Genomic DNA, 13,643 nt, shown 5'->3' on the forward strand with positions numbered 1-13,643 from the left:
AAAGTGAAATACTTCACGTATTATCTTTTAAATAATTAAGATGAAATTTAACAAGACACTGTTTGAGATTTCAACCCTAACTTTTGCGAAGTAAACGGAAAAAATCTGAAATCATAGTTATATATTTTCAAGTTACAAAAACTTTTTTCAGCAATAATTATGAAATAAATTTATAATTTAAAAAATGTATAAATCAAATTAAGCGACTTCAAAAACACACCATACCACACTGACTCAAAGCGATTTATACATAAATATATTTCCCGATTTCATTTTTTATATTATCTTTGGAGCTGAAAAAAACTAACTAAAATGTCCTATAATTATCTAAAAAAATCAATCGCTTTATTTGCGGTTGCCTCGCTTCTAAGCTTTATCGGCTTAGCACAAAGTCCTACCGATCCTGCACAGGGATTTAATGTTTTTACCGAATCCAACCTAATTTTATCGACTAACGAATCTGAAGGTCCTGTCGCTTGTGGTGGAGATTTGACATTAGCGGGAAATTACCAAGTTGCGACCAATCAGCCAGGAAATTTTATGGTGAATGGCGTGAAAATCGGTCTCATTGTCAATGGAAAAGTAAATTATCAATCTGGAAATGCACTTCAAGTCAACCAAAATGCGTATATAAAAATCGGAAATAGCCAAGGTTCTAATGTATGGTATTATGACCAAAACAATGCTGCTTCACCGATTCGAATTACGCCAAATTCGAATTACAATTCTTCTCCAAAAATTATGTTGCAAGCCAATTCAAATCAACTTAGTGTTGGCGCAAACAACAACCCGGTTTTTCAGGATAATTTAATAGATTTTGCGAATGCTTTTCAGGAGATGAGAACAACTTCTTCCAGTATTTCTGAATGTGATGGAAATGCAGAATTAACCAATCCAAATGGACAACCTATTCCTAATACTAGTCTTCCAAATCAAGTTAAAATCAATTTGAATGATGGTGTCAACTACCTGAATGTAACAGGTTCAGACATGAACAACGTTCAAGTTTTTACTTATAATCAACAGCCAAGTGCTTCAAAAATATTAATTATCAATGTAGATGCACCTGGAACTTTCAACTGGAATGTTTGGAATCAAGCGGGTATTGGTTTTAATCAGTGTCCATATATTCTATATAATTTTTACAATACCACAGACTTGAATATTGTAGGACATTCAACAATAGAAGGTACAGTTTTCGCTCCATTTGCAGATATTACCAAAACTGCTAACCAATCGAATATCGAAGGACAAGTTATCGGGAAAACATTGATTCATAGTGGTGGCGAGATGCATTATGCCAATTTTTCACCATCTATTTCTGGTTGTTCGGCTCCAACAGGAGAACCGCCTGTAGCTGGTTTTGATGTCAATCAAAACTCACAATGTTTGGCAGGAAATAGTTTCGAATTTTCCAACACTTCAAACACAGGAACTGCTATTCAACCTGAAGCGCCGCTAACTTATAATTGGAATTTTGGCGATGGCACAACTAGTGACATAATGAATCCGAGTAAAACTTATGATTCTGCAGGAACTTATGAGGTGACGCTTACAACGACTAACGATTATGGTACGGATTCTGAAAGTTTCGAAGTTATTGTTCTCCCAGAAGTCGATGCCGATGTTTCAGTAACGACTTTGAGTTTAGGGTCAAATTCAGTAACCAAACAGTTTACACTTAATAATGAAAGTGAATACACGGATTTCTCTTGGTCGATGACTGAATTTGGCTCAGATTTATTTCCAAATCAAGACGTCGTAGATTTTGAATTTACAGAAGCTGGATATTATGAACTCAGTGTTTCCACTGTAGATGTAAATACTTGTGAAAATATCACAATTGTTCCAGTTGTTATTGAATCTGAGGAAGTGAATACAGGAAATGATGGTGGTTTGGAAAGTGAAAGTTTGGGCGATGCGCTTTCCAAAAGATATGTTGAGCGCAAAATGCAAAGCAAACCTACCGTACTTAATAAAACCGAAGCCAATCGGTTTGAAAAAAACAAATTTTCAGCACGTCCAAGCCATTCGCTTTCACTTTGGGAAATGTTTCCTGCTGAATTGGAGTCAGGTAATGTTGCTCATATCACTTCACCTACCGATATTTTGGATTACACTGTAGCTGATGAAGTCTTGAGTGTTGATTTTTCTATAAACGGACAAACCAAGGGCGTCGTTTTAGGAATTAAAACCACAGATCGAATTTACAATCACACCAAAGCTTCTTGTGATAGACTTCGTGGGGCTGAAATCATTAATGTAAGGCAACTTGAACTAGACGGTTATCATTTCTTGATGCAAGCTTTAAAACAAAGAAACGGCACAATCGAATATGCTATTTCTTTCGCTGTGGGACAAAATTCAACCGAAGATAATTATAGACTTCAATCCAATTGGTACGTTCATGATTACAACGTATTTGAAAATATGTACAATTTTCAGGTGTGGTCTACTAATCCAGAAAACACAGAAAAATTAGTTCAGGATATTTTGAATAATTTACGCGTTAATAACACGCTTCAACAAACTGAAACCCGTAAATTACCAAATACTTACGCTGCTAAAGTATCAAGGGAAGGCAAAGACATGTTGCTAAAACTTAGAAGTTCCGAAGCACAAAATATCGAAATTTCTATGAATGAAGTTTACAGTGAAACAGGAAATTCAGAATTGTGGTACAACCCATATCAAATCAATACTGAAGAAACACTTCGTTTGGAAATCAAAGATAGTTATGAGTTTGACGGTCAAATCAAAGTTGAAGGAGAAATTCAAGATGTCTTTTACCATGCCGATGGAAATTGGGGATTGGATTACGATTCAAGTTATACGACAATTGAAGAATATGAAATTTACAACGATTTCAACAGAACTTATCATGCTGATGAAATGCCGATTCATAGAAATGTGAATTTAAAAGCCAATAGCGAATATGATTATTTAACGCTTTATAAATCTTTATTGCCAGGTAACCTTTCAGCAGATTATTCAGAATATAAATATTTAGTTTTTACAGCAAAAGGCAGTGGTTTACTTGAATTAGATTTGGTAAAATCTTCTATTGAAGCTTGGGAACAGCAGTTCAAAACAAATGTTCATGTGGGAGAAGAAAACCAAACTTATTACATTCCATTCGATGCGTTTACTTCAAGCGGAACAAATGGAAAAATCACAGCTGAAGATTTATCGATGATTACATTTACATTTTTACCTATGCAAGCGGGCACTAATGAATTGGATTTGAATATCAAGGATGTGAAATTTGCAAAATCTGCACCGGCAAGTCAAAATTTATATAATCAAACCAATGAATTGGTTATTTATCCAAATCCATCCAAAGGAAACATCAACTGTTTACTTTACAGTGAAAACACTGAAAATGCTACACTTAGAATACATGATGTCACCGGGAAACAAATTTATTCTGAAATGATAAAATTAGATGAAGGCCGAAACTCTTTACTTTTTAATTTAGATTTAGATCCTGGTTTAATTTTCTTAAACATCTCAAGCGCATCTACAAATTTCGGCACCTCAAAAATTGTTGTGGAGTGATGTAAATTCTTAATTATTACAGTTTATCTAAAAGCCATTTACTTTTCCTCTTTAGAAAAATTGGAAGTAAATGGCTTTTGAAATTTTAGAAAGGCTTCTTATGAATCATTATAAGGCTAAACTTTTAGCAAAGCAGCGACGCAATTTCAATTTTGCTCTGAAATTGATTTTATAAATTGTTATTCTATTATGAGCTTTCAATTCGTCTAAATGAACATGTTTTTTATTGCTAAAAGCTAAACATTTACAATAAAGTCTTTTTCATTTTTATAATTCAATTTAGTTAATCACTCCTCTTGATTGTATCAAATTTTATCTTAACCTTTTTTTTACCCCATTCTTTAGAAGCTTCTTCATCTAATCCCATGTAGATGTCGATTTTCTTTTCCCATCTTTTATTCATTTTATCTTTAACGATGTAGGTACCTTCTAAGCCATTTATTTTAACCTCTGCATTATGACCTAAACCCATTTTTATCAAATCACGAGATACTGCAATCGATTTTTCACCAGGAACTAAAGTATCACCCCAAGCTGCTAAACCAATGTTGCCTTTTTTAGTTTGCGATTCGACTGAATTGTATGCTGTAGCAGTCACAGTCATCGTTTGTAAATTGTCTTTTTCTTTGCTTTGGTCACAACCAACTATAAATAATAGCGTCGAAAAAAATACCAAAACTTTTGAATAATTGTTTTCTTTTATCATATTATCAATTTACATAAAATTCTACGAAAACCATTTGTTTTAAAGAATTCTAATATTAATTTAATAATGTTTAAACAAAAATCATTATAATGGAAATGAAAGTTTTACGTTAATCCTACGTATTAAAAACTCAGAATTTTATTTTCATATATGGAGTGTTAGAGTCCTAATCATAAGACAAAAAATATTATACTGTTTTTAATCTTCATTTTCTTAACTCGATATTTGATGATAGAAAATTGAGAGAAAACTTATCTTTATAATTATATTCTAATTGTTAAGTTTCACAAAGATTGTTATTGAAGTTGACTAAGTTCCTGAGACATTTTCTATGATGAAGTTTCTGCCACATCTGATTCTCTTTTTATAACTTGACCTTTTTTCAAGTATAATCTTAAATCTTCGAGGGTAAGATACAAACATGGGACGATGACAAGAATAATGGAGGTTGCGAAGATGATCCCAAAACCCAGTGAAATGGCCATTGGTATTAAGTAAAAGGCTTGGCTTGATGTTTCAAGAATTATAGGTGTTAACCCTCCAAAAGTGGTTAGAGTAGTTAATATGATAGGTCTGAATCTTCTTAAACCTGCTTCGTGTATAGCTTCGTAAATGCTCAGTTTTTTTCTCTTTTTATTGGCATAATCGATCATGATCAATGAGTCATTCACCACCACTCCTGATAAGGCTATAACTCCCATCAAACTGACTAAAGACAAATCATAGCCCAAAAGAATATGACCTAAAACTGCACCAACGATACCAAATGGAATAGCGGTCATCACAATGATAGGCTGAATATAGTTGGAGAAAGCCATAGCTAGTAAGGCATAAATGATAAGTATAGCCAGCATGAAATTACTCCACAACGATTGGGTAGATTCTCTCATATCAGCCTGACCGCCCTCAAATGTCCAAGTCACACCAGGATAATCTGCTTTTAGTTTTGGAAGTTCTTGTTCTTTAACCCGAGCTAGAACACGATTCACTGCATTTGCAGGTTCAACATCAAACCCGATATTGACCACTCGTCGTCCATCCCTCCTATTTATGCTGGTAAAAGCCTCTCTTTGACTAACATCTACAACATCTAATAAAGGCACTTCAACACCTGCAGGTGTTCTGATAATAAAATTTTCTAAGTTTTGAATATCTCTACGCTCTTCTAATGGAAGTTTAACCCGAACTTCGATTTCATTGATTCCCCTCAACTGCCTAAGTGCTAAAGCACCAAAAAAAGCGTTGCGAACCTGTCTTCCAACTTCATTTGAGGTGAGCCCCAAAATTCTTCCCTCTGGTAATATTTTGAAATCGTATTGCAACTTTCCTTTATTGTAATTATCACTCACATCACGTGAATTTTCCAAGGCTTCCATGCGGTCATAAAATGCCATACTCGCTCTTTCAAGCACTTCCCTGTCTGAATGACTTAGGTCTACACTAATGTCTTGACGATAACTGCCTGGCCCTCGTTCTGCTTCAAAAGTGATTTGATCAACCCCTTTTATATCTCCTATATTATCTCGCCAAAGTGCGATCACTTCTGCTGCTGACATATCTCTCTGGTCGGGCGGTAGAAGCACGATTTCAGTATCTATAAAATTCTGTCCTCTTATATTGGTTTTGATACCCTCGGCAATCTTATAAAGGTCATTCTCTTCAAACATACGCTGAGTTGCAGCAGTAATTTTTTCAGCAACTTCTTCTGCTTGCAAACGGGTCGTTCCTACTGGTAATCTAACACCAGCTTCAATTTCCTCTGCAGCAACCTGGGGCATTAAAATCATTCCCATGTGATCGCTATATGCAAAACCTCCAACAACAATTAAAAGCGAAAAGGCTAGACTAAGGGTGATGTACCGAAACTTAAGACATAAGTCTAAAAAAGGACGATAATAAGTCTCAATGATGTGTTCAAATCCTTTAGCAAAAGATTGCTGATAGCCTTCTAGTTTAACTATCCATTTCTTTTTCTTTTTGGTAGAAAGATGAGCTAAATGAGAAGGCAAAATAAATAAGGCCTCAAATAAACTCACTGCCAGAATCACAATAACGACAGCAGGTAGTGGCCACCAGAATTTACCGGTTTCACCGGGAATAAATAACAATGGTAAGAAAGCTATAATAGTTGTAAGGATACTAAAAACAACTGGTTTGGATACATCTCTGGCACCCTCGATAGCTGCCTCCATAAAGGACATACCTTGTTGACGTTTTTCGTATATATTTTCTCCAACTACAACTGCATCGTCAACAACTATTCCTAGTACGACTAGAAATCCAAACATAGAAATCATATTGATACTGACCCCAATCATTGGTAATAATATTATACCTCCAACGAAAGAGATAGCCATTCCCATCATCACCCAAAAGGCCAGACGATATTCTAAAAATAAAGTGAGAATCACCAGAACTATTACGATCGCTAGAATTCCATTTTCTGTGAGTAAAGACAGTCGTTCCCTGTAGTCTTCTGCCCTATTGCTATCTATTCTGAATTTGACACCTGGAGGAAGTGGAAATTCGTCCATAATTTGCTTAACCGATTCTGCGATGACTAAAGGTGATTGATCGCCAATTCTAAAAATTTCCATTTCTACGGAAGGCGTCTGATTAAACTTTCCGTGAAATCCGGATTCTTCAAACGTATCGTTTAAAACTGCAAGATCTCCTAAAGTGACATTTGCACCAGAATCTGAAGTAAGGATAGTGATTTTTTCAAATCCGTCTGCCCATTGCTTACGTTCCTTCATCCGCAACAGGATCTCACCAGAGTTGGTTTCCACAGCTCCAGCAGGCACATCCTGACTACTTTCTGAAATAATATCAGCGACTTGACCTAAGGTTAAGCCATATTCCTGAAGTTTATACCTAGGGATTTCAATAATGGTTTCATAATCGGGCACACTACCTATTTCTACCTGAGTAATCTCTGGGTTGCTTAAAAGAGTGTTACGCATTTGCTCGGCGAGTTTACGAAGAGTCCAAATATCTACTTCACCATAAAGCGCTATTTCCATGACATCCCGCTGTCTGGCCTGTAAACTTACCTGAGGCTGCTCAATATCATCTGGAAAGGTGTTGATGCGGCTTACCGCCTGATCGATATCCTGAAATGCTTTCATTCTATCGGTACCAGCCACTAGCTCGATTGTTATGTTACCAGTACCTTCACTTGCTGTGGAAACAATTTCCTTAATTCCCTGAATACCTCGAATAGTTTCTTCAACGGGTAATAAAATACCTTGCTCCACTTCTGCTGGAGCCGCACCAGGATAAGTCACATTTACCTCTACAAAATCCAATTGAAATTGTGGAAAGACTTCCTTCTGAATGTTAACCATGGTGTAGATTCCACCACTGATAAGCAAAATCATAATCAGATTTGTAATCACTGAATTACGAGCCATAAAAGCTATGGCTCCTTCTTTTCTAGGTGTATTCTGACGCTCTTCCCCCATTATTCCTCTTTATTACTCGACGATTTCTCTTCAGATTCAGATTTATCCTCTCTGAGTGCAACTCCTTCTGCAACAGTACTCAAATTAGTGATTACGATTTTATCGCCTTCGTCTAGACCTTTTTTGACGTAAGCATATTTAGCATCCACTAGTTCCAATTCAAGTTGTCGAATTTCTAATTTCCCTTCTTTCATGACCCATGCGGTATTGTTTTGTCTGACATAATCTCGGTTAAGCCTTACTACATCAGAGACAGATTTACCTTCAATATTTACTTCAACAAAAGAACCTACGATTAATTCTGGACCATCAATGCTTTTGGATCTTTTCAAAGGATCAGAAACTTTAACAAGAATACGAGCCAGTCGAGTTTGAGTGTCTAAAGCTCCTATTTGTTTTTCTAAATATCCTATACGCATTGCTTTTTCAGGCCACGCAGATTGATTGCGAAGTATCACTTTGGAGCCTTTTTCATCAGCATTTGGAAAGCTCAACCACCTCAGCTTGGATACAGGAATTGTGACTTCTACCCAGTAATAATCCGTACCAATAAGTCTTCCCAGATCATCTCCAGGCGCCACCTGTGAACCCACTGTAACATTCTGACTTAGAATATGAGCATCAAAAGGTGCTCGAATCCTTGTACGGCTTAAATTCAATTCAGCCTGATTTACATTGGCTTGGGCTGACTGAATATTCGCTTTTACGGCATTTAACTGAGGCTGTCGTAAAACAAGATTCCGCTGATTTTTTGAGAGGCTATCCATACCAATTAATGCCAGATCCTGCTCAGCAACCTGCTGGCGACCCATTTCAATATTCAGATTGGTTTTCTGTTGCTTAAGATTTCCTTTTTGAAGTTCCAGCTGATTTCGATAATCTGCGGGGTTGATTTGAAGTAAAAGCTCTCCTTTTTCAACAAAGCTACCAGGTATAAAATTTGCGGATCGACTTACAACAGGTCCTGAAACCAGTGGACTTATCATTACGTCATCTACGGGTCTTACTGTTCCCGTTGCCTGAATATTAGGTGTAAAATCTTTACGTTTTGCTGTTGAAAGACTTACAAGCATAGCACTTTCTTTAACACTGCCTTCACTTTTAGCTGTAGGTTCAGTGCTGAAAATTAAAAAAACAATCGCTACAGAAACCAAAATGATTCCAAAGCATATCAATAGTATTTTTTTTGTACTCATATTAGTTAATTAAGACTTTTCTTTGGTTTCGCGTTCAGTTTCAAATCCTCCCGCTAAAGATCTGTAGAGACCAATTCTAAATTCAAGTAGCCGCTGTTCTGCCTCGATCTTGTCTCGTTTTAATTGCTGCTGTTCATCTAAGGCCAACAAAACATCGAGGTAATTGCTGAGACCATTTAGAAATTCTAATCGTATTTGGCTATTGGTTTTATCAGTCAGATTTAGTTGCCTTTTCAGAACTTCGAGGCGTTCCTTTTGTTTTTTCTCATTGACTAGAGCATCTTCAACATCTTTGAATGCCTGTAAAACGGTCTGTCCGTAATCTGACATCGCAGAATTCTTAAAAGCTTCTGAACGGTCTGCTTCAGCACGTAAACGTCCGCCATATAATAGAGGCGCAACCAGATTACCTGCGATATTGTAAGCCCACTCATCAAAAAGATTGCTGTAAGTATTGGATCGCGCTTGAACAGAAGTGCGTATCGACAACCTTGGATATTTATTTCTTATTGCTACCGCATAATCACGATCTGCTGCCAAAACACGTGCATGGGCATTTTTAATATCTGGACGACGACGGGCTAATTCTAAAGGAAGTCCGCTTTTGGGAAGCGCCCCTAACTCGGGTAAGTCTAATTTATTGATTTCTAACTCGTTTTGAGCTGGTTTTCCTATAAGTAAAGAAAGTTGATTTTTTGCTAATTTTAAGTCACGCTCAAAAGTGATTTGTAAATTACGTGTAGATTCCAAGAGTTGTTCTTGCCGTAAAATATCAACCGCTCTTACTTGACCACTGCCAAATCGTGCTCTTATTAGTTTTAAAATTTTGTTGTTGATTTCAATTTGCTCTTTTACCAATTCAATTTGTCTTTTGGTTGTGATGACTCTGAAATAGGCAATACTAATTTCAGCAGAAAGACTCATTGCTCCAGCTTGGTAATCGTAAAAACTTGCTTGGGCTCGAAAAGCTTCAGCTTCCTTTGCTGAACTCAACCGCCCCCACAAGTCTATTTCATAAGATGCAGAAAGACCAGCTTGTGTGTTTTCACCTCCAGCAAAGTCAGGCACTGGTCTACTAATTCCACTTTGTAGTGAAGATTCTATTTGCGGCCACAAATTTGATCCTTGTATCCGAACATTTGATTTAGCAGCTTGGAATTGTTGCCATATGGATTCTAAACTCAGATTTTTGGTAAGTGCTGTATCTATAATTTGGTTGAGTTGTTCATTCTCGAAAGCAGTCCACCAGCGATCTGGTATAGCTTCAGTTCCAGAATAACTAAACGCTTGGGGCTGTGGAATAGGAGGTTCAGCTTGATCTAACTTTGGACCACAACTTAAAATGAAAAGTAATGTAACCACGCAGAAAAGATTTCCCTTGTGAAAAAAACTGAATTTAGTGAGCCAATCAATCATATTAAAAATGAAATTACATTTACTTACTTATTAAGTTTTATTTAAAAAACGTTGAATAAAATACTTCAAAGTATTCTAAAGTTAAATATCAAAGTCAATTGGCTTAAGGGTTTAAGCATTCTTTAACTTAAACTTGTTGAAAAATACTATGAGCCTTCAAGCTAAACAATCTCATTTATTTGGATGAATTTGGATTATTTCTTAGTTGATTTTTCAGAACTAAATTAAGAATTCTGTTATTTAAAATAAATCACAGGTTAAACAGGCTAATGGCTAAATTTTGCCCAAGGCTCTTTTTCTGAAAGGTTCATGAATGACGTCCCGTCGTAAAGACTAATTCCTTCCCAAGTGGTAAACCAAATTTGTCCTTTATTATCTTCAAAAATATTTTGGATGGTATTTGTCGCTAAACCGTCTTCCTTGGTGAAATTGGTAAATTTTGTTCCATCATATTTGTAAACGCCAAAATTTTCAGCAGAAAACCAAATATTCCCCTTACTGTCTTCAATAAGCTAGAATTTGATAAGGTAAAACTTAATATTAGATTAAATATCCTTAATTTTTATGGATTAGAAATTTCCATTCAGAATATTGTTCAATAAAGTGAAATCATAAAAATCAAGTTTTGCATATCAATGATTTATAGATTCAAAAAAATATTTCAGCTTAAAGTTAAGCTAGTAATTCAGTATTTGATCTCTAAGTCAATTTGCTTGTCTTTTTCAAAAGCTTTTTTATCCAATTCTGTACCTACTGCTATTCCAACAGCCAAACCAATAGGCAAACCTATACTTATAAAAGCCATATTTCCTAAGCTAGCTCCAAATGCAACACCAAGAGGAATACCGAATGCAGCCATACCAATTGCTAACCACATATTTCGATAATGATTTTTAGTCACAAGTTTATGCTCCTTTTCAATTAATTTAAGAATCCGAGATTGTTCCGTTTTAATTTTTTTTCGTAATTTTTTTTCTGATCCCGAAAATGCGTTTATTTCTTCAATTCCATTATTAATAGAGTTTACGACGTCAGTATTTAATTCCTTTTTTCTCAATTCAATCAAAAGTTTATCAAATTGACGATAAAAATCAGTAAGCCTTTTATTTTGAATATTACCTGGCTCTTTTAGCGGATTAATTGACATAATAGATTTTTATATTAGGCAAAACCTTAAGTCTTAATGAACTATTTTTAGTTTATATTTCAATTTTAGCTAAAAATAGATGATTTTCTTTTAATTCAAAATCAATTTTTTGATTTAAAAATTACTGACTCTTTTTATTGTATCTATTTCAAAAAAGGAGAATTAATTTCTTTGAAATAAACCTAAGAATTGTATAATATCCTTAAATCGCAATAATATAACTAAGATAGGAAAGTGATAAAAAAAATGGAAGGAAAACAAATCCACGATGAGATTGTTTTCCTTTAATTGGATTTAAAAAATAATGAATGCCTGATGATTGATATTAATTTGAAAGTGTGTAAATCATCTTCATGCTATCCTCATATTCAATAACATCCCCTGATTCGGTAAGGATACTTCTATAAGAGCCATCACTTAAAAAAGGAGATTTTTCGATAGGCACATCGAAAGTAATAGTTTGACCATCATCTGTAATAGTGCCCTCCAAGTCAACCTCATTATCATAGATTATACTAACTGTATTGTTATCTAGTTTCCAAGTTGGAAAATAATGATCCCAATGACCACAACGAAAATTTTGTTCCAATTCGCCGTTTGAGTTTTCCTCTACACGAAAGTGATATGAAACAGCGGCTGGATGTTTCACAGTACCGCCATCGGAAAAAGAAATTTGATAATAACAATCTCCATCTTCATCGCAAACATCAGTTGTAAATACACCGTCATTATTTAAATCTACACTTTCGCTTAAAATAAAACTTGACAATTCGAATGTTTTACCTTCAACAGATAGATCAATAGCTTTTTCAGAATCATCATCTTCACAACTTAATAAAAAAAGGCTTAAAATTAGAAATAAAAATTTAAATTTTTGCATAATGTTCAGTTTAAGTTATAAATATAATAACTCTTTCTTTATTTTAAAATGATATATCTTAAAATTTTTTCAATTTACAGTTTTCAGAATGAAACCATTTTTTCACCTTGCGATATTTATTGCTGGCATTTTTATTTTTGGATTCTCTTTTTCAGCCATTTTCGCCTCCAAATTAATACTATTACAACTATTAATATTATCGGCCAAATACTTAATAGAAATAGCAGAATTTCTTTAATTATATGCCAACCATTTTCTAGTGATTCTTTTGCCTTGGTAAAGAAGCCTTTCTCAAAAGTTTCTGGTTCTGATTTGAAATCAACTTTTTGATAAATTTCTAAGTCAATTGTACTTTGACTCACTCTATTCTGAAGATACCTTAGCCTTCCTTCTCTTGCTTCTATTTCCTCGGTTATCTTCCTAATTGCATCTTCTGCTGCAATAACGTCTTTTATTTCCCCAGAACGATTTCTAAGAATATCAATATACCGCTCTCTAACTTCTTTTTTTGTTTTCAATCGACTTTCTATATCGATAAATTCTTCTGTAACATCATTTGAATTTATTTCTATTTTACGAATAAAAGTTGACGTCCCTTTTAAGTCATTCAAAAGTTTATTAAAACTTGAGTTATCTACTCTTATAGTAATATGATTCGAAATTTCGTAGTTGGTACTAGTCAAATTCATGTTTGAAATAAATGCATTGTATTTGGAGCATAAATTTGAAATTTCATTTGTCGATTCATCTACATTTTTTACTTGGAATTCTAAATCCGCATTCCAAATTATTTTTCTATCCGTCGGTACTTCTGGTTTTTCTATATCAATGTTAGAAGATGTTTCCTTGTCTTTTCGCATTGATACAGCCTGTGTATTATCTTCAGTTTTAGAATTACATGAAATAATCAATAGCAGAAGTAATAATAAAATTCCAAGCTTTTTCATAATGTAAATTTTAGATTTTCAGGGAGGTATAATATTACAAACGATTAATTTTAATATTTATGATTTTTAGAGTAGAACTTGCGTTTAAATATTACAAAAATATTGCTTAGTAGGAAAACTGTAAAACCATGGCTTGAAGAAATTTGCATATCTTTTTACAATAAATTTCCGCCTTGGTCAATTATCTCTAACTTCATTTTTTTGAAAAAATGTGATCTAAAGAAATTGCAAGTAGGTTTGAAATTGTAAATAATTCTTGAGTTAGAGTGTAAGCTACCCTTAATTAGAACTGTTTATTATTCCAATCTAGTAACAAATTTATTGTTTTT

The 13,643-nt window shown here is 34.4% G+C and carries 9 protein-coding genes; 1 reads left to right on the forward strand and 8 read right to left on the reverse strand.

Going from position 1 to position 13,643, the window contains the following annotated elements; genetic code table 11:
- The first annotated feature begins 312 nt into the window (after positions 1 to 312).
- Positions 313 to 3,558 carry a collagen-binding domain-containing protein gene (locus EIG86_RS08045; RefSeq protein ID WP_127845658.1) on the forward strand — a complete coding sequence of 1,082 codons (3,246 nt, stop codon included), beginning with the start codon at positions 313 to 315 and terminating at the stop codon, positions 3,556 to 3,558.
- A gap of 283 nt (positions 3,559 to 3,841) precedes the next feature.
- Here the strand turns inward: EIG86_RS08045 and EIG86_RS08050 are convergent, their stop codons facing one another.
- The 8 genes from EIG86_RS08050 to EIG86_RS08085 all read right to left on the reverse strand — a co-directional run bounded on the left by EIG86_RS08050 (position 3,842) and on the right by EIG86_RS08085 (position 13,314).
- Entirely contained in the window at positions 3,842 to 4,264 is a 423-nt protein-coding gene (locus tag EIG86_RS08050; protein ID WP_157983123.1) for a 3D domain-containing protein, read from the reverse strand.
- Positions 4,265 to 4,593: 329 nt separating this feature from the next.
- Positions 4,594 to 7,728: an efflux RND transporter permease subunit gene (locus EIG86_RS08055; protein ID WP_127845660.1), complete on the reverse strand. Its 3,135-nt coding sequence runs from the start codon at positions 7,726 to 7,728 to the stop codon at positions 4,594 to 4,596.
- Positions 7,728 to 8,924: an efflux RND transporter periplasmic adaptor subunit gene (locus EIG86_RS08060; protein ID WP_127845661.1), complete on the reverse strand. Its 1,197-nt coding sequence runs from the start codon at positions 8,922 to 8,924 to the stop codon at positions 7,728 to 7,730. The genes EIG86_RS08055 and EIG86_RS08060 overlap by 1 nt, the downstream gene beginning before the upstream one ends.
- 9 nt (positions 8,925 to 8,933) lie before the next feature.
- Positions 8,934 to 10,286, reverse strand: a complete 1,353-nt coding sequence (locus EIG86_RS08065) for an efflux transporter outer membrane subunit (protein ID WP_240032194.1) — start codon at positions 10,284 to 10,286, stop codon at positions 8,934 to 8,936.
- Between the two features lie 320 nt (positions 10,287 to 10,606).
- Positions 10,607 to 10,849 (reverse strand): two-component regulator propeller domain-containing protein, encoded by a 243-nt coding sequence (locus tag EIG86_RS14350; RefSeq protein ID WP_127845668.1) that lies wholly within the window; start codon positions 10,847 to 10,849, stop codon positions 10,607 to 10,609.
- Positions 10,850 to 11,025: 176 nt separating this feature from the next.
- Positions 11,026 to 11,487, reverse strand: coding sequence for a hypothetical protein (locus EIG86_RS08075; RefSeq protein ID WP_127845663.1), 462 nt, complete (start codon positions 11,485 to 11,487; stop codon positions 11,026 to 11,028).
- Positions 11,488 to 11,812: 325 nt separating this feature from the next.
- Positions 11,813 to 12,367, reverse strand: coding sequence for a hypothetical protein (locus tag EIG86_RS08080; RefSeq protein ID WP_127845664.1), 555 nt, complete (start codon positions 12,365 to 12,367; stop codon positions 11,813 to 11,815).
- Positions 12,368 to 12,498: 131 nt separating this feature from the next.
- Positions 12,499 to 13,314, reverse strand: a complete 816-nt coding sequence (locus EIG86_RS08085; protein WP_127845665.1) for a DUF4349 domain-containing protein — start codon at positions 13,312 to 13,314, stop codon at positions 12,499 to 12,501.
- Positions 13,315 to 13,643 lie beyond the last annotated feature (329 nt).

Source organism: Psychroflexus aestuariivivens (assembly GCF_004010055.1).
GTDB lineage: Bacteria > Bacteroidota > Bacteroidia > Flavobacteriales > Flavobacteriaceae > Psychroflexus > Psychroflexus aestuariivivens.